Annotated in this window: 20 protein-coding genes; 8 read left to right on the top strand and 12 right to left on the bottom strand. The window is 37.0% G+C overall.

What is annotated here, in order from left to right; genetic code table 11:
- Positions 1-56: 56 nt before the first annotated feature.
- Together BM183_RS04045 and BM183_RS04040 are read left to right on the top strand one after the other, a co-directional pair.
- Positions 57-1,028: an ATP-binding cassette domain-containing protein gene (locus tag BM183_RS04045; RefSeq protein ID WP_091684586.1), complete on the top strand. Its 972-nt coding sequence runs from the start codon at positions 57-59 to the stop codon at positions 1,026-1,028.
- Positions 1,025-1,783, top strand: a complete 759-nt coding sequence (locus tag BM183_RS04040) for an ABC transporter permease (protein ID WP_091684584.1) — start codon at positions 1,025-1,027, stop codon at positions 1,781-1,783. Before BM183_RS04045 ends, BM183_RS04040 begins: the two co-directional genes overlap by 4 nt.
- Positions 1,784-2,176: 393 nt before the next feature.
- Here the strand turns inward: BM183_RS04040 and BM183_RS04035 are convergent, their stop codons facing one another.
- Positions 2,177-2,737, bottom strand: a complete 561-nt coding sequence (locus tag BM183_RS04035) for an AAA family ATPase (protein ID WP_091684582.1) — start codon at positions 2,735-2,737, stop codon at positions 2,177-2,179.
- Between the two features lie 280 nt (positions 2,738-3,017).
- The gene (locus BM183_RS04030; RefSeq protein ID WP_091684580.1) at positions 3,018-4,826 is read right to left on the bottom strand and encodes a flavocytochrome c; all 1,809 of its coding nucleotides are present in this window, start codon (positions 4,824-4,826) and stop codon (positions 3,018-3,020) included.
- A gap of 334 nt (positions 4,827-5,160) precedes the next feature.
- Between BM183_RS04030 and BM183_RS04025 the strand changes: the two genes are divergently transcribed.
- The gene (locus tag BM183_RS04025) at positions 5,161-6,903 is read left to right on the top strand and encodes a cache domain-containing sensor histidine kinase (protein WP_091684579.1); all 1,743 of its coding nucleotides are present in this window, start codon (positions 5,161-5,163) and stop codon (positions 6,901-6,903) included.
- Positions 6,878-7,639, top strand: a complete 762-nt coding sequence (locus BM183_RS04020) for a response regulator transcription factor (RefSeq protein WP_091684577.1) — start codon at positions 6,878-6,880, stop codon at positions 7,637-7,639. The genes BM183_RS04025 and BM183_RS04020 overlap by 26 nt, the downstream gene beginning before the upstream one ends.
- Positions 7,640-7,820: 181 nt before the next feature.
- Here the strand turns inward: BM183_RS04020 and BM183_RS04015 are convergent, their stop codons facing one another.
- A complete protein-coding gene (locus BM183_RS04015) occupies positions 7,821-8,717 on the bottom strand; it encodes a DUF2156 domain-containing protein (protein ID WP_091684576.1) in 897 nt (298 codons plus the stop codon).
- 284 nt (positions 8,718-9,001) lie between these two features.
- On the opposite strand from BM183_RS04015, the gene BM183_RS04010 reads away from it, so the two are divergent.
- The 4 genes from BM183_RS04010 (at position 9,002) to BM183_RS03995 (ending at position 11,018) form a co-directional block, all read left to right on the top strand.
- Positions 9,002-9,541, top strand: a complete 540-nt coding sequence (locus tag BM183_RS04010; RefSeq protein WP_091684574.1) for a glutathione peroxidase — start codon at positions 9,002-9,004, stop codon at positions 9,539-9,541.
- Between the two features lie 87 nt (positions 9,542-9,628).
- Positions 9,629-10,060, top strand: a complete 432-nt coding sequence (locus tag BM183_RS04005; RefSeq protein WP_091684573.1) for a MarR family winged helix-turn-helix transcriptional regulator — start codon at positions 9,629-9,631, stop codon at positions 10,058-10,060.
- Positions 10,061-10,160: 100 nt separating this feature from the next.
- Positions 10,161-10,496: a cupin domain-containing protein gene (locus BM183_RS04000; RefSeq protein ID WP_091684571.1), complete on the top strand. Its 336-nt coding sequence runs from the start codon at positions 10,161-10,163 to the stop codon at positions 10,494-10,496.
- A 195-nt stretch (positions 10,497-10,691) separates the two neighbouring features.
- Entirely contained in the window at positions 10,692-11,018 is a 327-nt protein-coding gene (locus BM183_RS03995; protein ID WP_091684569.1) for a DUF4491 family protein, read from the top strand.
- Between the two features lie 57 nt (positions 11,019-11,075).
- Here BM183_RS03995 and BM183_RS03990 read toward each other — a convergent pair whose 3' ends face one another.
- The 9 genes from BM183_RS03990 to BM183_RS03945 form a co-directional block, all read right to left on the bottom strand.
- A complete protein-coding gene (locus BM183_RS03990; RefSeq protein ID WP_091684567.1) occupies positions 11,076-12,824 on the bottom strand; it encodes an ABC transporter ATP-binding protein in 1,749 nt (582 codons plus the stop codon).
- Positions 12,817-14,601 (bottom strand): ABC transporter ATP-binding protein, encoded by a 1,785-nt coding sequence (locus BM183_RS03985; protein WP_091684565.1) that lies wholly within the window; start codon positions 14,599-14,601, stop codon positions 12,817-12,819. Before BM183_RS03985 ends, BM183_RS03990 begins: the two co-directional genes overlap by 8 nt.
- A 126-nt stretch (positions 14,602-14,727) precedes the next feature.
- On the bottom strand, positions 14,728-15,747 hold the full coding sequence (locus tag BM183_RS03980; protein WP_242960842.1) for a helix-turn-helix domain-containing protein: 1,020 nt from the start codon (positions 15,745-15,747) through the stop codon (positions 14,728-14,730).
- A 105-nt stretch (positions 15,748-15,852) separates the two neighbouring features.
- Complete coding sequence (locus BM183_RS03975; protein ID WP_091684563.1) at positions 15,853-16,458, bottom strand: MptD family putative ECF transporter S component; 606 nt, start codon at positions 16,456-16,458, stop codon at positions 15,853-15,855.
- Between the two features lie 3 nt (positions 16,459-16,461).
- Complete coding sequence (locus tag BM183_RS03970) at positions 16,462-17,967, bottom strand: ABC transporter ATP-binding protein (protein WP_207650126.1); 1,506 nt, start codon at positions 17,965-17,967, stop codon at positions 16,462-16,464.
- A gap of 11 nt (positions 17,968-17,978) precedes the next feature.
- Complete coding sequence (locus BM183_RS03965; RefSeq protein WP_091684562.1) at positions 17,979-18,701, bottom strand: energy-coupling factor transporter transmembrane component T family protein; 723 nt, start codon at positions 18,699-18,701, stop codon at positions 17,979-17,981.
- Positions 18,702-19,035: 334 nt separating this feature from the next.
- Positions 19,036-19,686 (bottom strand): ABC-2 transporter permease, encoded by a 651-nt coding sequence (locus BM183_RS03955; RefSeq protein ID WP_091684558.1) that lies wholly within the window; start codon positions 19,684-19,686, stop codon positions 19,036-19,038.
- Positions 19,686-20,543: an ABC transporter ATP-binding protein gene (locus tag BM183_RS03950; protein ID WP_330392312.1), complete on the bottom strand. Its 858-nt coding sequence runs from the start codon at positions 20,541-20,543 to the stop codon at positions 19,686-19,688. Before BM183_RS03950 ends, BM183_RS03955 begins: the two co-directional genes overlap by 1 nt.
- Complete coding sequence (locus tag BM183_RS03945; RefSeq protein ID WP_091684556.1) at positions 20,536-20,916, bottom strand: GntR family transcriptional regulator; 381 nt, start codon at positions 20,914-20,916, stop codon at positions 20,536-20,538. Before BM183_RS03945 ends, BM183_RS03950 begins: the two co-directional genes overlap by 8 nt.
- Between the last annotated feature and the right edge of the window lie 178 nt (positions 20,917-21,094).

The raw sequence follows: 21,094 nt of genomic DNA, 5'->3' as shown, positions 1-21,094 counted from the left end.
GGGCCTGATTTGTTACCATTGATTAGTACCACTATTTCAGAAAAGGAGGAATTTTTATGAATGCGATTGAAATTAGGAATGTAAAGAAAAGTTTCCAAGGAAAACGAAATCAGAAAACCGTGGAAGCTGTAAAAGGAATAAGCCTATCGGTAAAACCAGGTGAAATTTTCGGTTTTTTAGGACCAAACGGCGCAGGGAAAACCACCAGCCTGCGTATGCTTACAACATTACTGCCCATTGATGAGGGAGAGGCTAAAATCGGTGAATATGACGTAAAGAGAAACCCCAGGGAAGTTCGCAAGCATATTGGCTATGTGGGGCAGCTTGGAGGTGCGGACATTGAAGCTACGGGGCGTGAAAATTTGATGTTATCCGGACGACTTTATGGTATAGCTAAGAAGGCTGCACAGAAACAATCGGAATTATTAATGGATTTACTGGACTTACGAGATATCATTGACAGATTGGTAAAAACCTATTCGGGAGGTCAACGCAGACGGCTTGAAATAGCACTGGGAATTCTACATAAACCTGATGTTTTATTTTTAGATGAGCCGACAACCGGGCTTGACCCCCAAAACCGCGCTAACCTCTGGGAGCATATCCGAAGATTGAAATCTGCGGGAATGACCGTCTTTTTAACCACCCATTACCTTGAGGAAGCAGACGAACTTTGTGACCGCCTTTGTATTATGGATAAGGGTATTATTGTGGCAGAAGGAACTCCACAGATATTAAAAAGGGAGATTTCCGGCGACGTAGTTTCAATAAAGCCAAAAAACAATCAAGGGGATCTTGCATACATGTTTGACGACGAGGAAGATGTACTTGACATACGTATAGAAGGTGGAAAAACAAGCCTATATGTCAAGGACGGTGCAATAGCTATGCCTAAAATATTCAATGTCCTTAAAGGGAGGGGCGTTGAATTGGAATCAGTTTCCCTTTCACAGCCATCACTGGATGACGTATTTTTAAAGCAAACAGGCAAATCCCTGCGCGATACGGGAATGGAGGCATCTCTATGAGGATTTTATTAGAAATTTGGTTATTATTCAAACGTAAAATGTTAGAAACGATTCGACAACCGGTATGGGTGTTTATGGCACTTACAACGCCGCTTTTGTATATCTCTCTATTCTCTCCGTTATTAAAAAATCTGAGCAATCCGCCACTAAGCACCGGTAAAGTTTTAGATGCATTTGTTCCCGGTGTGCTGACACTATTGGCTTTTATCGGAGGCACAGGTGCCGGATATGGAGTCATTGGCGAACTACAGACTGGAGTTATTGAGCGTTTGCGCGTTTCCCCTGTATCTCGTTTTTCACTGCTTATGGGTACAATTTTAAGAGATATCGTCGCGTTTCTTGTGCCATCCGTTTTGGTTATATTCATTGCCCATTTGTTTGGATTCAAAGCACACGCCGGAGGCTTGCTTGTCATGCTTGTGCTTTTGAGCCTATTGACAGCAATCGTATCTGCTTGGTCAGGAAGCCTTGGATTGATATTAAAGCAAGCCAGCAGTATGGCTGCGCTGGTGGCAGGGCTTGAATTACCGTTGACACTTCTTTCAGGTGTGTTACTTCCAATCTCTTTAGGTCCAAAATGGCTGCAGGCCATAGCTCATATTAACCCACTTTATTATGTGGTTGAGGCCTCCCGTGTATTGGGCACAGGTACAATTGGAGACACTGAGGTTTTCAAAGCTTTTGCCGTTATTGTACCATTGGTTATAGTAACTCTTTTTTGGGCTACAAGGGTATACCGCAAGGCGATTTCGTAAAAATTAAGCGGCAAGTGTTGTAATGCAGAAAGTCGAATAGATGCCATACCCATTTGGGCATCATTGACTGATTTTATACTCCGGTGTCTGCTTCAAAATCATGCTTGACGAGAGAGAACTTCTACTATTTTTATTACTTAATGACATATCTACTTATTTAATAGTTGATGCGGATAATAAGACATTTTCGAAGTTCTAAGTCCCAAATCTCCGGCATAGTCCTCTCTATTAATATAAAGAACAGATTCATTTACACTTTCCTTAGAAAATTCATTCATAATCATCTGAGGTGAATTATTGGTGAGAAATATAATATTGAAATAATTATTTGAACTATATGGGATTGATATAAAAATAGCCGTAACCTTGGTAAGGGCGGCTATTTTATTTACCTTATAATGAAAATCTACTCTTTATCATTTCTGCCACTATATCCGGATTAATATCCGAATTATTAATTCTTATATAATTTTCTTTTTGAATTTCTCCCTCAAATGAATTCAGACGGTATTTATCTTCCAATATTCTAAAAAGTTCTTCAGACTTTTTGATGTTCCTTTTTGATGGTTTATTAAATAATCGATTCTCTGTTTTGTTTCTTTCTATACGCAATTCATAATCTGCTTCTAATTCCACGTAATAAACTTCTGCATTTCTTGAGCGAAAAATTTCCTCCAAACCGTTTATGTAATTCCAATCGTCCTGAGAATCAAAAGCCCACATAAAAGTAAAAATCATACCATATTCATCGCTCTTTGAATATGCTTCAAAGATTTCTTTCCTGAATAACTCTGTTAGTCTCCCTCTCTCCTGAGGCATGTTAGTAAATAAATCTGAAACAATATCAATTGTCATATGGTTATGAAACAGCTTCAAACCTGTGATTTTAGCAAGTTCTTGTCCTACTGTCATTTTACCTACTGCATGTGGTCCAAAGATAATAATTAATTTCATCTACTTCCCCTCCAGTTAATTTTTATAAGTATACTATAGATTGAATAAGAAAACTACACTTTTAATATATTCATAAAAATTAAGCCATAGTGAAAATTATATTTATCTGTTATTTTCACCTTGGCTTAGTTTACTGTTTTCCCTCAAGTGGAGTATTCGATCGATATGTATAACCCATTTCTGAAAGCTTTACTCCAGACGCTTTGTGAAATAAGCTGCTGTCAGACTAATCTTACGTTAGTTTGACAGCAGCTTATTTTTCTATGGGATCTTTTTTTAACTATTCCGCTTTTGCAGCGTTTCTGCCTGCAATACGACCAAATACTGTAATATCTGCAATTGCATCACTGCCTAAACGGTTTGTTCCATGGATATCTCCAGTTACTTCACCAGCAGCAAATAAACCTTTGATTACATTTCCCTCTGTATCGATTACATTTGCATCTTTGTTGATTTTAATACCACCCATTGTATGATGGATTGCTGGCTTGGATTTCATGATATAGTAAGGTCCATCTGTAAATGCTGTTAATGTACCTCTCTTATTGAATTCTTCATCTTTACCATTCTTTGCGTATTCATTATATTTTTCTACTGTTTTCTTTAACTCTTTGGCATCAATATCAAAGAATGCAGCTGCTTCTTCGATTGTATCTGCTTTTACAAGGATACCATTTTCAATTAAGTAATCATATTCTCTTTTGTGTTTTACATTAACGCCGCTTGCTTTCATGGAAGCTTCATCCCAGAACATGTAAGATACTCCACCGGTTTGTTCTACTACTGCTTTGGAAATAACATCACGACGTTCTAATTCTTCTACGAAACGTTTTCCTTCTTTATTTACAAGGATAGAACGTCCTTCCATTCGAACATCACCAACATAGAGAAGTGTTCCTAATTCAGGATCACATGTTGGATAGGTTTGAATGTATTGCATATCTACAAGTTCTGCTCCAACGTTTTCTGCCATTGTAATACCATCTCCGGTACTACCTACGGAGTTTGTAGAAAGAATTTTTTCATTCATTTCCGGGTTATATTTTACTCTCATTTCAAGATTGGAACCAAATCCACCAGTTGCAAGAATTACACCATTGTTTGCATTATAAGTGATTTCTTTTCCGTCAAACTCTGCTTTTACTGCAACCACTTTATCATTTTCTACAATAAGTTCTTTTGCAGTTGTATTTAAGTGAGTAATTACACCAACTTCTTGTGCTTTTTTTGTCAATTTACCAATTAATTCTACACCACTTGCATCTTTAGGAACTAAACTACGTTTTACAGAATGTCCGCCAAAGAAAAGCAAGTAATCTTCAAATGTTACATTTACTTCATCTCTTAACCATTCTGCAGATTCTAATGCATTGTCCGCTAAGATACGAACCAGTTCCGGATCATTTTCATAGTCTCCACCTTTTAAGATGTCTTCATAAAAAGTATCTTTACTATCCTCAATACCTTCTTCTTTTTGAAGCCAGTTGCCTGGTGCTGCATATTCACCACCGGAAATCAATGTGTTACCACCTTCCATTGGCATCTTTTCTAGTAAGATAACAGAAGCTCCGTTGTTAGCTGCTTCAATTGCCGCTGTTAGACCAGCTCCGCCTGCACCAACTATAACTACATCAGAAGTATATGCTGCTTCTCTTTCTTCTTTATTACTTGTTCCAGCTGCTTCTTTTGCAGCCAATTGATCTTTGGAAGCACCTGTTTGTTCAAATGCATTTTCTACTGCTGTTTTAAATCCTGTGGATGTTAAGGTAGCACCACTTACAGAATCTACGTCAAATGAATTTGTTGAAATCATTGCATCTGTTATCGTTTTCATTGCATCTGCGTATCCTGGAGTTTCATTATTTTCAAGAACATCAATTTTTTTGATTTCTCCATTTTCCAATGTTAATTCAACTTTGATTTTTCCACCTTTACCTTCACCAACACCTGTATAAGTTCCATTTGGAATACCTGTTGTGTTTGCACCTGTATCTGGTGATGTTTTTGGTTCTTCTTTTGGCTTTGAGCTGCAGCCGGTTATAGCAAGAGCCGCAATTAACCCAAGAGCTAATAATTTTAACTTTTTCATCTCATTTCTCCTCTTTCCCATTGTGTTAAGACCTGTCAACAATTGAAAACAAATTTGAATTTCTTCCATTTATTGTTGTCCAATCAAAGGTTTCTCATTCAAATTAATTATCTTTTGTCAAAAAGTTTGTTAAATACTTATCATACATATTAGATTATAGTATACTGACAACGATTTGTATTTACATTAATTTTCGTATTTTTGCACTTTAACGAACATTCATTACTTAAAAGAGGGATAATGTGAAAATAGAAATCAATTTTCACACGCAAGTTTGTGCTTGCGCACCACAAACTTGTTACGCGCAAACAACGTGCGCAGGAATGGGGACTTTATGAAATTACATACAAAAATTGCATTACTATTTAGTATCTGTATTTCATTTGCTTTCTCCTGCCTTTTGCTTATGGTAAGAGATCGTATATTAACTTCCAATCAGACAAGTTTAGAAGATCTGAATACACAAATTGTTGAGTCAAAGGCAAACGAAATCGGCTCCTGGTTGAATCAGCGAATTAGTGAAATCCGAGTGATTAGTCAGACGGAAGCACTTCGAACAATGGAAACAAAAAGTTTACAAACTTTTATAAAACGGCTAAATCAAAATGTGGGAGAACATTATGGAAATGAATACGGAACATTTGCTGCCGGAACCACAAATGGACTTGGTTATGTCAGTGATGAACAGACCATTGACGTATCCAATCGTGCTTATTTTAAACGTGCCATGTTAACGGATGAAGAATACGTCATTAGTACTCCCGTATTTTCCAGAACAGATAATTTACCAATCACACTCATTTGTTATCCTATTTACAATGATGGAAATGAAAAAATTGGATTTATTAATGGAGCGATTTCTCTGAATAAATTATCTGAAATTACAGAAGGTATTGATTTTTATAATGGCACTTCATGGATCATGGATGCCAAGGGAAATCTTTACTCCAGCAATCCAATTCAGGGGATAAGCGTAACTGAATTGACAAATTTAGTGTCTCATATCAAAGAACCAATCTCAAAAAAGGTTGGAATATATTCGTTTAAAAATGAAAAAAAGGAAGAACAAGTGATATTTTATTCTCCAATACCATACTCCAATGGTTGGTCCTTATGTACCATGACTTCTTTGAAGGAATTAAATTTACATACTCAGCATTTAATCTATACCATATTAGTGATATGGATCCTTATGCTTGCCATATCTATCATAACTTGTTCCTTATTTTCCCGTACCATTACGGCCCCCATTCATAAGCTTTCGAAAGCAATGCAATTCGTAAAGGACGGAAATTTTGTCTTACCAAAACAGGTAATCAGCAACAAAAAGGATGAACTTGCATTCCTTGCCAACAATTTTTATACAATGACGGAACAGATTTCCTTTCTAATGGAACGAATCAAGGAAGAAGAAGAAGCAAAACGTACTGCTGAATTTCAGGTATTACAATCACAGATCAACCCTCATTTTTTATACAATACACTGGATAACCTTCAATGGAGGGCCTATGATTATAATGCCATTGAGCTTTCTGAAATGATTGAGGCGTTGTCCGATTTTTTCCGAATTTCACTCAGTGACGGCAAAGAATTTATTCCGGTAATAAAAGAAATTGAGCATGTCAGGAGCTACCTGTTCATTCAGCAAAAACGGTATGAAGATATTTTAAACTTTACCATTTCCTATGACCCTGAGGTCTTAGAATATGTTACAATCAAACTGATTGTACAGCCATTGGTGGAAAATGCGCTATATCACGGAATTAAACCGAAGCTTTCTCCTGGTACGATTACTGTCATAGTAACCAACAAGGAGGATACCATTCAAATCATAGTACAGGATGATGGCGTTGGTATGTCACCTGCTGAACTTGAAACATTACTCAGTTCATTGGAACAGGACTCTCCTGGTAGGGGATATGGCCTATATAACATTCACCGTAGAATACAAATGGTGTATGGAAAAGAGTATGGTATTTCCATTACCAGTGAAGAGCAGATTGGGACAACCGCTATGATTACTATTCCAGCAGTAAAGGAGTTACAGAACAATGAGACAATTATTAATTGCAGATGATGAAAAGATAATACGCGAAGGCATAGCCAAACTCATTCAAACCTCTGATTTACCTGTTACTATCGTTGGCCAGGCCGCAAATGGACAGCAAGCCCTGGAGATGATGCATTCAACACATCCGGAGCTTGTCATCATTGATATCACAATGCCAGCCATTACCGGACTCGATGTAATTGAACAAGCCAAAGAATTTCTACCGGCTTCGAAATTCATTATCATCTCTGGGCACGACAGCTTTCCATTTGCTCAAAAAGCAATCGAATTGGGTGCCTTTCATTATCTTTTAAAACCCATCAAGCGAAACCAGCTGTTATCCGTGGTGGAACATGCTTTAGAAACACTTGAAGAAAAAGAAAAAGATTTAGTTTTAACGGATACTGATATAACTTCTGTGTCAGAAGCAGTGAACGGTACGGTGTGTAAAAAGGCATTGGCTTATATCAACGATCATCACTGCGATAGTAATATGAGTCTTAATTTCATTGCAGATAAATTTCATATCAGTCAATCTTATCTGACCCGAATGATTAAAAAAAGTACCGATTTAAGTTTTACAGAATATCTGAATAAACTACGGATCCAGCAAGCAATCTTTCTTCTATCTTCCAGAGAAGATTTATTAATCGCTCAAATTGCGGAACTTGTTGGTTATTCCAGCCAACATTATTTTTCCCGGGTTTTTAAAAACCATACCGGAGTTTCTCCCATCGAATATCGTAACGAAAAACGAGGATAGCATTATAAAAATGTGATACTTACATATACATTTGGTTATATCCCAGAAGTTTTGAATAGCTTTTAAGTGTGCTATAGAGTGAATAAGAAAATTATATTTTTTATATATTCATAAAAATAAGCCATAGTGAAAAATATTTTATTTTCACCTGTGGCTTATTTTACATTTTTCAAAAATATTTTTAATTACTAATAACTTTAATATAATACTTATCTAATAATTTATGAGGATGATAAGACAATTTCGAAGTTCTAAGTCCCAAATCCCCGGCATCATCTTCTCTATTAATATAAAGAACAGAATCATTTACACTGTCCTTAGCAAATTCATTCATAATCATCTGATAAGAACCTGGGTATTCTTTTAAGGCTTTCTCTATATGAACATAAAGAGTATCATTAATTATTTCACCAACGGATAAGGCAATAATCTCACCGTCCACTTCAATAAATCCCCCAAATAAGCCTATATCACCGATTAGAGGCAATATCTCTTCCGTTCTTTTATTCTCTTCAATAGCCGTCTCCATTGCTTTTACCATGTTCTTGGAAAAATCATCATAAAAATCAATAACCCGGTCTAAATTATCTTTATTCATTCTAATATATTGATAATCAGGGTATAGTTTTTTGAACTTGTTCATATGATTTCTTTGGCCGCTATATCTTCTGCCTTTTAACTGGCTTAAATCCTCTGATAAGTATAGATAGTCTGACATATCCCGGTCAAATTGAAATTCTACTTTATTTTTGAAAAAGACTTTAATAGGTTCTAGGGCCTCTTCCGGTATTGCACAAAATGTAAGGGGCATATTCATTTGATCCGTATATTCCACCAGTGTCTGAAGTCCTTCCTCCATTGGTCTCTTTCCTACCGGTAAAGTAAAGGAAGTCTTTCCATTAAATATCTGTACTTTCATAAAAAGTGTTTCATTATATATTGTATATTCGCTTTTATAGAATTCCCTCCACATGAATAATGTACCTACTGTACTATCACAGGTTCTATTATTCTTACAGGGTAAATATTCCTTAATCTCATCCAAACTTTCTAAAGAGATCGGTTTAAAATTTAACATAAGTAATCTCCAATTCCTTTATCCTTTTTTCTTACAACGTTTCTATATTACATGATTATATTATTTTTAACAATGGAAGTATCACATTATTTACAAACTTTTAATATTTTTTGAAATGTATAAGAAGCCTTCATATAATTCACAAAATCATTTATACTAAGTATTATAAAAAACAATTGACACTGAAACCATTATTATATATTATAGTAATATAAATGCATTGTATACAATTTAATTGAGTATAATATATCATAAAATAATAATAAAGTAAAGGAGAAAAAAATATGAATATTTATGATTTTACAGTAAAAGATGCCAAAAATAACGATGTTTCTTTAGATGAATATAAAGGAAAAGTTTTATTAATCGTGAATACAGCAACGGGATGTGGTTTTACTCCCCAATATGAAGGTTTAGAAAAACTATATAAGCAATATAAGGATAAAGGACTTGAGATTCTTGATTTCCCATGCAATCAATTTTTAGGTCAGGCTCCCGGTACTAACGAGGAAATCGTAACTTTCTGCCAGACAAAATATGGTGTTTCTTTCAGGACCTTTTCAAAAATAAATGTAAATGGCGAAAATGCAGATCCATTATACAAATTCTTAAAAGCAGAAGCACCTAATGATTTAGAAGATGAAGAACTTGCTGCATTTATTAAAAAATTAGAGAGCTTAAATCAAACTTTCTCTGATTCAGATATTAAATGGAACTTTACAAAGTTCTTAATTGATAAGAATGGTAATGTCATTGCACGATTTGCTCCTACTGCCAAACCAGAAGATATAGGAGAAAAAATTGAAGAACTTTTAAATAAATAATATCTTAGAAAGTACCAGTTTTTACGCAGTTGCCTGTAAAGGCTTAAAATAAGGCTGAAGCTTTTGGTTATTGGGAGGAAATAATTAATGAATTATGAAAATTTAAGACTTGAATGTCAGCTTTGCTTTCCTTTGTATGTATGCTCTAAAGAAATAATTAAGAAATATAAACCCTTTTTGGATCCTTTAGAAATCACATATACGGAATATATTGCCTTTATGGCACTATGGGAGAAAGACCATATATCCATTAAGGAACTAGGACATAAGTTATTTCTGGATTCCGGAACTTTAACCCCTCTTCTTAAAAAAATGGAACGGCAGGGGTTTGTTACCAGAGATAGGAGTACTACAGACGAAAGAACTGTTTATATTAATTTAACCCAAAAAGGTATTGAACTGCAAAATAAAGCTGTTCACATTCCGGAACAGATGGGATCATGCCTTCCAATCAGCTTAGAAGAAGCGGCCATTCTCCATGATATACTTCATAAATTTTTAAATAATATAAATAAATAATTTTATGTTGCATTTGCAACATACTAATTTCAGGCATTTATCTATACTAGTAATAACAACAAATAAATCTGTTATCATATTCAGGAAAGGAAGATATAAAATGTCTAAAAAAATATTAAAAAATATTGATTTATCAACAATTTTAACCTTAAAGGATTTAGTAAATTATCAACCGGGACAAGTGGTAAGCAAGACCTTAGCCCAGAATAATAATGTGAGTTTAACATTATTTGCTTTCGATAAAGAAGAAGAAATAAGCACTCATTCCTCACATGGTGATGCTATGGTATATGTAATAGATGGAACCGGTCAGTTTACCATAGGTGATGAAACTTACACCCTTTCAGAAGGACAGACCATTGTTATGCCGTCTGAAGTTCCCCATGCTGTATATGCACCGGAACAATTTAAAATGTTCTTAATTGTTGTATTTTAAATAAAAATATAAGAAGTCAGCACTTTGTTTACTTAGACAAAGGGTTGACTTCTTTTTCATTAAATTAAATACTTCTATGATATAATTGTGATAATTATCGAAAATCCGGCAGTTTAACTTATAAAATACAACTATTTTAACAAAAGAATGATATAATATAATTACATAAAACTTATCGAATGGAGTGTATCATATATGAATTATGATGGATTAATGATTGGTATTGGTGTGTTCTTGATAATCGGTATTATGCATCCTGTTGTTATAAAAACGGAATATTATCTTGGCTCAAAGGTATGGCCATTGTTTTTGATAATGGGGCTGCTTTTTATTTCCTTATCTCTTTTTATAGAATTATCCGTGTTATCAATACTTTTATCTGTGTTGGGCTTTTCCTTTTTATGGGCCATCCGGGAACTATTTGAACAAACACAAAGAGTAAAAAAAGGATGGTTTCCAAGTAACCCCAACAAAACCCGTCAGCCGGATAAACATTCTGAAGATGAAATCAATAATATATAATTAGACTAAAATCTGATGAGCAGTAGTCTGCATGGTATATTCTATTCTCCGTATCGGTTAAGTAATGCTCCACCCTTCAGCACGTTGACGGATAGAAACGAAATTCTTGTAAATACCATCTTGCATTATCAATTCCTGATGATTTCCCTTTTGAGCAATACGGCCATTATCAAGGACAATTATTTGATCCGCCTGTTCAATGGTAGCAAGGCGATGGGCTATGGTTATAATCGTTTTACCCTGAGTAAGTGCTGAAATCGCCTGTTGGATCAGATGTTCATTTTCTGGGTCGATGCTTGCAGTTGCTTCATCTAAAATTACAATTGGGGCATTTTTTAGAATCGCCCGTGCAATAGAAATCCTCTGCTTTTCACCGCCAGAAAGGGAAGATCCTCCTTCCCCCACCATGGTGTCATATCCTTCGGGCAAAGTTGAAATAAACTCATGACAGCAGGCTGCTTTTGCGGCTGCAATGATTTCCTCTTTTGTGGCATCCTGTTTACCAAAGCGGATATTATTCCCTATGGTGTCCCGGAATAGATAGACATTTTGAAATACCATACTGAAGTTCTTCATCAGACTGTCACAGGTGAATTCCCGGACATCGTGTCCGCCGACGGTAATCTCTCCACTATCCACATCATAAAAACGTGTCATAAGATTGCAAAGGGTGGTTTTTCCGCTTCCTGACGGCCCCACTATGGCTATTGTGGTATTCTGGCGAGCAGTAAAACTCGCATTATGTATGATTTCTTTGCTGCCATAGCCAAATGATACGTGGTTAAAGCAAATATCAAAAGAATCAATCTTTATATCAGTACCATCCTGATCAATAAAATCTGTCTGCTCTAATTTGTCGATTTTATCCATAGCTGCACCTATCATACCAAGTACATGGGCAGAATCATTAATAGCTTCTATGTTTCCAAACATGGAGAAGGAGAACATCGCCATTAGCAGTAAGACCGGGAGGGTCATAGTTCCATCCATTGTGTGCCATGCTGTAATTAATACAATTATGACTGATGCCAGCTTTAGCGCAAGAAGATGCAGCGTGTTCCAAGGAATATAGGATTTTTCAATACCAATGTTGATTTTTCTGCTTTCGCGGCAGGCTTTACGGAACCCTTCAAAAGCAGGACCTTCCTGCCCAAAGGATTTCACTACCGGAATACCCCTGACATACTCAAGTACCGTACCTGCAAGCATTTCGCTTGCCTTTTGATTATCAGGAGAGTTTTTTTTACTTTGATGGTTAATCCCCTGTAATGCAAGGGCAGATAATAGCACACCTACGATGGCAGTAATCGCCGCTTGCCAGCTAAATAAGCAAAGGCAAATTGCAATAGCCAGAAAATTGATATATCCATTCAATACGTTGTTAATCATACTCATGCCATTTAGTTCAAGCTGAGAAAATTCACTGGTAAGGTCAGCCAAAATTTCCCCGGTACTATTTTTAGAAAAGTACCCAAGGGAAACACGTTTTAGCATATCTCCAATGCGTAGTCTTTCCTCTGCGGCCCGTTCAGTACCAATGCTATCCTGCAATCTTGCACGTGTATAGGAAAGCAAAAATCTAAGAAAAACCGATACGGAGATAATAAGTAAGGATTGCCATACAATAGTATAAGTCAAGTCTGTGCCCTCCTCCATATTAGAGATAGCTTTATTAAGGGCCCAGGCCGCGGTTATGACCGGAACAGCCGTACACCATGACGATAAAAAAGCGCAAAGTGTACCAAGATACAGTCTTTTTTTATAAGGTCCTATCCAGGAGATAATTCTTTTTATAGTCTTAAACATCCCCACTAACCTCCTTTCCTCTAACTGTAACAGCCCACTGTTTGGCTCCAACATGAGCATTCCAGAGCCGCTCGTATAGCGGGCAGGTTTTTAGCAATTCTCCCTGTCTGCCTACAGCAACAATACGACCTTTCTCTATAACAGCAATTTGATCCGCATTTTTTATTGTTGAAAGCCGATGAGCAATAACTAATAGGGTTTTACCTCTAGCAAGCTGCATAATAGACTGTTGAATTTTATCTTCATTTTCCGGGTCTGTAAATGCTGTAGCCTCGTCAAGAATGACGATGGGGGCATTTTTCAGTATGGCACGAGCAATGGAAATCCTCTGTTTTTCACCGCCTGAAAGATATTTGCCGGCTTCTCCGGCGGAGGTATCCCATCCTTTTTCCAGTTTACTGATAAACTCCTCACATCTTGCAGCCCGTGCCGCCTGGAATACCTCTTCGTCTGTTGCAGTAGGATTACCAAGCCGGATATTTTCTTTTAATGAACAGTTGAATAAAAAATTATCCTGTGTCACAAAGCTAACTATTTTAGAAAGTTCAGCAAGAGGAATTTCTCTGATATCAATTCCACCAATACTTATGGAACCGCTGCTGACATCCCAAAAGCGGTCAATCAGTTTGGCAACGGTGGATTTTCCGCCCCCTGACGGTCCCACTAATGCAGTCACTTTGTCTTGGAGTATCTCCAAATTAATCTGATGAAGCACATTGCCACTTTTCTGCCCTGTATAGGAAAAAGAAACATTTTTCAGGGAAATCGAATATTCCCTGGGGATTTGGGGAATCTTACCATCCGGCAATTCAGGCAAATCCAGCAGCTCACTGGCGGAGAGAATTGCATATTCCATAGTTTTTCCCAAGTTAATATAGGTTGTGAATTTGATAAGAGGTGTAACCAGACCAAGAGCTAGAATGCAGCAGATGGTCAGTTCAGACACATTCAGACTTCCATTGATGAAAAGCATCAGTCCTACTGGAACTGTGGCTAACAGCGTGGTAGGCAGAACCGAGGACATTAGGGTAAGTGTTTTCCAACTGCTTAAAAACCATGCCATGGTAAAATCTTTAAATGAACTGACTGCCCCTGCATATTTTTCATAAGAAGTTGCCCCTTGGTTAAAGGTTTTGACCACCTCAATCCCCTCTATATACTCTACAATAACGTTGTTTACATGGTCGTTGGCCTCCATATAGGCAGTGTAATTCTTGTTAAAGTTCTCCCGTGCTTTCCCAGACAGCATGGGAATTATACAAAGGGGCAATGTGGCAAGGGTTGCAAGTGCCATCCGCCAATCGATACTAATCAAGTAAATAAACATCGCTAAAGGTAATAGTAAACTGGAACCCACTTCCGGAATTACATGAGCCAGAGGAAGCTCGATCGTTCCCACTTTATCTAAAAAAATATCCTTAAGCTTCCCCGCCTGTTGGCTTGTAATTTCACCAAGTGGAGCTTGTAACAGGCGCTGTGCCATATTTATCCGGATTTGTTCTAAAATCGTATATGCAGAGACATGGGCAAAGGTAGTCGAAATTGCATAGCAAACAATTTGCAATATAAACCCTCCCCCGCAAACGGAGCACCATAGCAAAAGACTTCCAGGTGTCAGTTCATTTAATATTGCGAGCCGAATCAGTGCATAGACACCAAAATACGGAATCATGCCGCCAAAAACACTGAGGATCGCAAACATCACAGCCAATATCATTTTTACTTTGCAGATAGATGCAAAGGACATCAGTATGCTTAACCAGTTCTTTTTCTTCATTAAACTTTTCTCCTTGTATAAAATTTTAGGTTATTCAATAGGGAACCTATAAACCTAGCCCTTTATTTATCTTTCATAAAAAATGGATTGGTTAAATGCTTAACCAATCCAAGTGTATCAATTTATTTAATTTCTTTCTTTTCCGTCCGGGTGTTTTTTATCCAACCCGACAGAACTTTTTCGATAAGTTAAAGGGGATACTCCCATGATTTTCTTAAATGCGGTGGAGAATTTGCCCGGACTGTCATATCCCATCTGTGCAGCGATTTCCAATACGCTCTTTTCTCTGTTACGGCGTAGTAATACCGCTGCCTGGTTGATTCGATACACACGCATATAGGAGAAAATCGAATCGCCATAAATATTTTTAAAGCAATTCTTCATGGCAGTCATAGGGAAATCAAAGCGTTCCGATAACTCCTGCAAGGTAAAATGCTGCTCCATATTGTTAGTCATCAGGGTGTGAATCGCCTTTGTTTTTTCTACCTGTGTCTTGAAAAAGTATGGACGTTCCATTTGAGTAGCCGGAATCTCCAGGGCATCAAGATATAATAAAAGCTCCTGTATCTTAACACGAAAATAAGGTAAACGAATTTGTGCCGGAACGGCATATAAGTCAGCAAGTATACCTTCTAATCCCTGTTCGTTTTGTAAAACAAGATTAATTCTGCCATCACAATATTTCTTTTTCAGTCTGGCAATATCAACAGGAAAATCCTTAATGTAAGAGTTGATTCCCTCATTTGCATCCTTTAGGACAAAGGATATGCTGACTCCATGATAATGTCCCAATGGAAATTCCACATGTCTGCCGCTGTTCATTCGGCGATCCACACAAAGATCACCGGCTCCTAAATAAATATACGCACCGTTCTTGATTTCCTGCTCAATACGCCCTTCTCTGCAATGGTCAATACATAACATGTCCACTTCTGCTTGGAATTGAGATTCACATTGTTCCATATGGAAGTCATTAAACATAAGATAGACACCCGGAAAGACCATATAAGAACTCATAAGGCCGTCTCCGGTATCATTTTGCACTTGTATGATCTGGCTTGTTTCATCCTCCGCAAGGGTATAAACTTTCGTATCGTGGAATAGATTTTGACTTAAAGCCTCTATATTCATAACAGATTTACTCATCACATTATCCTCAAAGTAATTGCATTAGCTTATTAAGTTAATAAAGTTCCCGAACTTATCACATTTTTACATGGTAACATAATCTGTAAAAAAAGAAAAGCAGAGCTATTTGGCAACAGATTTTTTGAAGTTCCTCTCTACAATCCTTTTTCCCCAGAAGCAGCCAAGTATTGTGCAGGCAACTGTAGCAGCCAAAAGAATGAACATAACCGGAACCGAGGTTACATTGATAGCATATTGCAGTACGGGCAGAGAGCCAAAGGTATTAGCTGAATATAATTCCAAGTAGGCATCCTGCATCCAGATAAATGGTATATACTCACCAATAGCAAGGCCAAGTAAAGTTATGCAAGTGCCGGTTATTTTCCCTAGGAGACTATCCTTACCGATAATACGGTAAATGATTTCTCCTATTATTCCTCCAGCCAAAGTACAAAAAAACATCATCCCATAGGGTGCCATGGTAAACAGGCATACCCCTAACAGTCCTGAACTAATCACCATACCGCCGCTAATGGTCAGCTTTGACAACATTACTATGTAAATAATTCCGCCTACAACCCCAAGAATACAAGGCATTACCATTAGCAAAGGCAGGAAAAACCCCATTGTACAAGCTATTAGGAATGAAACAACAATCCATAATGCACTAAATACACCAATACGTATTAAATCTCTTAATACTCGGCTGTTTTTGCTCTTTGTATTCATTTTTCATTCTCCTTTATTAATTTGAAAAATTTGATATAGCGATTTGGGATCATATTGCTCTGGCGGGACTCGAACCACCTGTTCTCGTTGTTTGAATATAAGAAGTGAACGGAAGGTCTGCGCTGCAAACTCATAATCATGTGTTATCACAAATATGCAACATCCCTTTTTCGCTAGGTCACAAATTGCGTCCCTCACTAACAACATATTTTGTCCGTCAAGCCCGCTGGTTGGTTCATCTAAGTATAGAAAATCTGCATTACTCATATAAGCCAAAGCAATAGACAGCCGCTGCTTTTGTCCACCGGAGAGTTCCGATGGATGTGTGCTAACATAAGGATTGAGACCAAAATACTCCAGAAGGTGCAGTGCTTTTTTCTTTTCTTCTTCAGTTTTGGAGGTTCCAAGCAGCATTTCTTCTAAAACGCTAGGAGCAAAGAGTTGATAATCCACATCCTGCATCACATAGAAAGAGTGCTTTTTTCTGCGCCCTTTTGCAGCATACTTTTGATTAATATAAATCTTTCCGGATTTTGATTTTTCCAGCCCCATCAAAACCCGGAATAGGGTGCTTTTTCCCGCTCCATTTTTTCCGATCACTCCAACAATATCTCCGCTACCAGCTTCAAAAGAAACATTTTTCCACAGAGATATCTTTTTATCATAGTAAAATGAGATGTCTTCTGCTCTTATCTGGATGGCATTTTGAAAGCAATCTTTATATGGAAGAGTTGGCATAATAGCAGATAAATCAATTTGGCGTAATCCATTCTCGAAAAACCATTGTGAAGGCTTTAATGAAAATTCTTTTCCAGTCATATCCTCCTTGATTTTTCCGTCTTGCACAAGTATTATACGATCCACTAACTCTTTCAGATAATGAATTTTATGTTCCGATATAATTATAGTGTGTCCCTGTTCTTTTAGCTTTTTTAATACTTCAAAAAGCTGTTTTGTTCCCTCTTCATCTAAGTTGGCTGAGGGTTCGTCTAAAACAAACACATGAACTCCTGCTGCATAGGCTGATGCAACAGCTACTTTCTGTTTTTCTCCACTGGACAAATGAAAGATACTTTTACTTAAAAGATGTTTTATCTCTAAAACATTGACAGCTTCCTGACACCCCTTTTGTATCTGTTCTCTTGGCACACCCAAATTCTCACTGGTAAAAGGAATTTCTGTTTTTACATGGAGGGTAAAAAACTGTGAACGTGGGTCTTGAAACACAGAACCGATAAATTGGGAATAGTCGCCTGCTTCATGGTTCTTAATATCCATTCCCCATACACAACAGTTCCCATATAGATTTCCTTCAAAGAAATCCGGGATTAGGCCATTTAAACATCTTGTAAAAGTCGTTTTGCCACACCCGCTTTTTCCGGTAAGTAAAACAAATTCCCCTTGTTTAATTGTCAGCGTTACATCAGAAAGACTGGGACTTTCTGAACCGGCATATGTAAAACAAAAATGTTCCATTTTCAATACAGGGTATTCCATATTCTTTTCCAAATCATCACCTCCTAAAACAGATACAGTTTGGTATTAACATAAATCAATACTCCAACCGCTATGAAAAGTATGAACAGATACAGAAAATCTTCTTTCTCCAGCCTCACATCCGTACAGCAAGTTCTTTCCCTCTCCAAGCTAAGACCTTTACAAAGGGTTGCCGCTGACAATTCCTCCGTTATCTTTTCACTTCTAAATAACAATGGAATTATGAAATGCTCTATACTTCTTACAGGATGACGCATTATCTTCCAGACAGAAGAATGCAATCCACGCATTACCAAACTCTCATGGACATAAACAATTTCCTGACGAATCGTTGGGATATACCGGTACATAACTGCCATGGGGATTAATACAATCATGGGGATACGAAATTTTCTCAACGCTGTCATCAATTCATTCATTGGTGTCTTCCGTATCAATATACCGCAAGTCATATACACCGGCATTGCCCGGATAATTACCATGAGAAACATAGGAAACAGAAAAGACAATACCGGAATATAAATCTTTTGAAGCAGTTGTTGGAGAAAAAACACAAAAAAATAACCCAAAAGAAATTTTGCACTTGTCCGCCAATCAAAGAAAATCCATATCAGCACATCCACTGCCACAAATAAAAGTATTACCGCAGTCCAGTTACCAAAAGAAAAACTAAGCACAGACATAACAATAATCTGTAAAATCAATATCCTAGGGTCAGGTTTTGCTGCTCTGAATTTTTGTTCCACAAGCCCTCCCACTCCTTTCTTAAAAAAGAAATAAATCCTTCTAATATTTGGTTAGATTTAACTAACCGCCATTCATAAAGAAAAATGTCCGAAGACATTTCATTTTTTACAATAACAAATTGTAGAGCATAATTCTTATCCAATCGGGACGTTTTTATCCATTTGGACGAATTAAGTGCTATAAAAATTAGTGTATTTAAGGACGTACGCTTTGCCCAATAGAGGTTATTCATACCTTCGTGAGGATGGAAAGCCATGTGGTTTTCCATCCTCACGAAGGTCAAGGTAGGTTTATGAGGCAAAGCTGTGAATGAAGGCTTTGCACCTCATATAATCACCCTCTTTTTCGTTTGCGATAAAGAACAATGGCTATCAGATATGAAAAGAATTGAATAAGACAGCTTGCTAGTAAGGCACTTATAATTAAAACAGTTTCATTGGATTGCATAAACTCAACTACACCGTATAACGCAGATACAAAAGCTGGGGCAGCCACTAAGACCATTACAACTATAAATGGAACCATAGACCAAAATTTTGCTTTTGTGTAGCCCATCTTGAAGAACAAGGGCATTTGTATTCCTGTAATAGCGGAAAACACTAAAAATGATAAACTAAAACCAAGCATAATATCGTTGAATTCCAATGCTTTATTTTGAAAAAGTGTGAAGCAAGAGTGTAATACAATAATCACAAGAAATGCTGTAAGGTAGTTCAGAAATACGTAAACATATCGCCCAAGCACAATGTCTTTCAAACTAACAGAAACTGAACCGTATAGGCGGTCAAGATTGTTCTTTTCCTGTATGGCGAAAATATTTGTTGATAATAACGCTACGAACCATGCACCGGTTATGCACAATATAGTAACTGATGAATCCATGAAAGCATACATTATCACGATTAGAACCAATGATAAATACGAAACAAGCTGTGCCTTCATTGTAAAAAAGTCCAATTTTGTAATCCTTAAAAAGCCTGTCATTATCTTGTACCCCCTTTGCTCATACAGATAACAATATCGTCAATTGTTGCACCATCAATGACACAATTCTTAAACTGCGTAGCTTTTTTTGCTTCCATAAGACCTTCAAAGCCCATGTCGGTTTTCCTTAAACCAACAATGCTTTTTTTAAGCTCTGCAGTTAAATCCCTCGCCCTGCCTTTAATAAGTCGGTAACTGCCTAAAAGTTCATCTATACTACCGGTATAAACTAATTCACCTCGATTTATAAACGTAATATAATCTGCTACCCGTTCTAAATCCGTTGTAATGTGGGTAGAGAATAAGACACTCCTTTCACCATCCTTTATATATTCTTGTAGAATTTCTAAAAACTCATCCCGGATAGCAGGATCAAGCCCGCTTGTTGGCTCGTCTAGTATAAGAAGCTTAGCATTATGTGAAAAAGCACAAGCAAGCATCAGCTTCATTTGCATACCACGGGATAACTCTCCAATTTTTTTATTTTGTGGTAAGTCAAACCGTTTTATCATTTCGTTAAAAACATCATGTTTCCAATCCTCATAAAAGAGAGAAACGGCCTTTTCCGTATCTTTGATCGTCCAGCTATCCACATAAAATATACTGTCAAATACAACCCCAATATCCTGCTTTATGGCATTTTCACTTTCTACGTTGTCCTTGCCAAAAACTAATATCTCCCCGGCATCCTTTTCTAGCATATTAAGAATAAGCTGTATAGTAGTTGTTTTTCCGGCTCCATTCGGACCAACAAGCCCCATGATATACCCTTTGGGCAAGGAAAAACTGATATTGTTTAACTTGAAACCGGGAAAGTCTTTGCTTATTCCCTTTAATTCTAAAGCATTATCAATCATTTTTAACCTCCAATAAAAGCTGTAAAAGGCTGATGATCTCATCATCAGACATGGACGCTCTTTGAGCCGCCTGTATTGCATTATTTAGATTACTTTCAACTTCCTTAATTAGCTGTTCACGGATAAGGTTAGAACTGCTGGACATAACAAAGAAGCCTTTACCTTGTCGGCTTGCAATAAACCCCTCTTGCTCAAGTTCATTGTATGCTCTTGTAGTAGTCAGTACACTAATTTTCAAGTCTTTTGCCAACTGTCGCAATGAGGGGAGCATTTCATTTTCCTTTAATTCCCCCGACAGTATTTGAACCTTTACCTGTTCTTTTATTTGCTCATAAATCGGCAGACTGGAACTATTCGATATTACAATTTCCAAATCATCACCCCTAACTGTAATGTTAACTACATATACAGTATATTCAGATATAACAGTTTTGTCAAGGAGGAAACTCCATTATTTTCATGATGTTTTTGTAGGGAATCACGGCCTTTGTTACAAACGTCAAGCAATTCATGTATTATACTTACACATGAAACCCTTATTTGAGCCATGC

The organism is Anaerocolumna aminovalerica, assembly GCF_900115365.1.
Lineage (GTDB): Bacteria > Bacillota > Clostridia > Lachnospirales > Lachnospiraceae > Anaerocolumna > Anaerocolumna aminovalerica.
This window is presented reverse-complemented; position numbering and strand designations above follow the sequence as displayed.

What these genes read in the sequence shown, in the direction of transcription:
- BM183_RS03955 (WP_091684558.1), bottom strand. Translation starts at nt 19,686, where the DNA reads ATGACAGGCTTTTTAAGGATTACAAAATTGGACTTTTTTACAATGAAG.
- BM183_RS04000 (WP_091684571.1), top strand. Translation starts at nt 10,161, where the DNA reads ATGTCTAAAAAAATATTAAAAAATATTGATTTATCAACAATTTTAACC.
- BM183_RS03995 (WP_091684569.1), top strand. Translation starts at nt 10,692, where the DNA reads ATGAATTATGATGGATTAATGATTGGTATTGGTGTGTTCTTGATAATC.
- BM183_RS04005 (WP_091684573.1), top strand. Translation starts at nt 9,629, where the DNA reads ATGAATTATGAAAATTTAAGACTTGAATGTCAGCTTTGCTTTCCTTTG.
- BM183_RS04010 (WP_091684574.1), top strand. Translation starts at nt 9,002, where the DNA reads ATGAATATTTATGATTTTACAGTAAAAGATGCCAAAAATAACGATGTT.
- BM183_RS03950 (WP_330392312.1), bottom strand. Translation starts at nt 20,543, where the DNA reads ATGATTGATAATGCTTTAGAATTAAAGGGAATAAGCAAAGACTTTCCC.
- BM183_RS03990 (WP_091684567.1), bottom strand. Translation starts at nt 12,824, where the DNA reads ATGTTTAAGACTATAAAAAGAATTATCTCCTGGATAGGACCTTATAAA.
- BM183_RS04020 (WP_091684577.1), top strand. Translation starts at nt 6,878, where the DNA reads ATGAGACAATTATTAATTGCAGATGATGAAAAGATAATACGCGAAGGC.
- BM183_RS04025 (WP_091684579.1), top strand. Translation starts at nt 5,161, where the DNA reads ATGAAATTACATACAAAAATTGCATTACTATTTAGTATCTGTATTTCA.
- BM183_RS03980 (WP_242960842.1), bottom strand. Translation starts at nt 15,747, where the DNA reads ATGAGTAAATCTGTTATGAATATAGAGGCTTTAAGTCAAAATCTATTC.
- BM183_RS04035 (WP_091684582.1), bottom strand. Translation starts at nt 2,737, where the DNA reads ATGAAATTAATTATTATCTTTGGACCACATGCAGTAGGTAAAATGACA.
- BM183_RS03985 (WP_091684565.1), bottom strand. Translation starts at nt 14,601, where the DNA reads ATGAAGAAAAAGAACTGGTTAAGCATACTGATGTCCTTTGCATCTATC.
- BM183_RS04045 (WP_091684586.1), top strand. Translation starts at nt 57, where the DNA reads ATGAATGCGATTGAAATTAGGAATGTAAAGAAAAGTTTCCAAGGAAAA.
- BM183_RS04030 (WP_091684580.1), bottom strand. Translation starts at nt 4,826, where the DNA reads ATGAAAAAGTTAAAATTATTAGCTCTTGGGTTAATTGCGGCTCTTGCT.
- BM183_RS03975 (WP_091684563.1), bottom strand. Translation starts at nt 16,458, where the DNA reads ATGAATACAAAGAGCAAAAACAGCCGAGTATTAAGAGATTTAATACGT.
- BM183_RS04015 (WP_091684576.1), bottom strand. Translation starts at nt 8,717, where the DNA reads ATGTTAAATTTTAAACCGATCTCTTTAGAAAGTTTGGATGAGATTAAG.
- BM183_RS04040 (WP_091684584.1), top strand. Translation starts at nt 1,025, where the DNA reads ATGAGGATTTTATTAGAAATTTGGTTATTATTCAAACGTAAAATGTTA.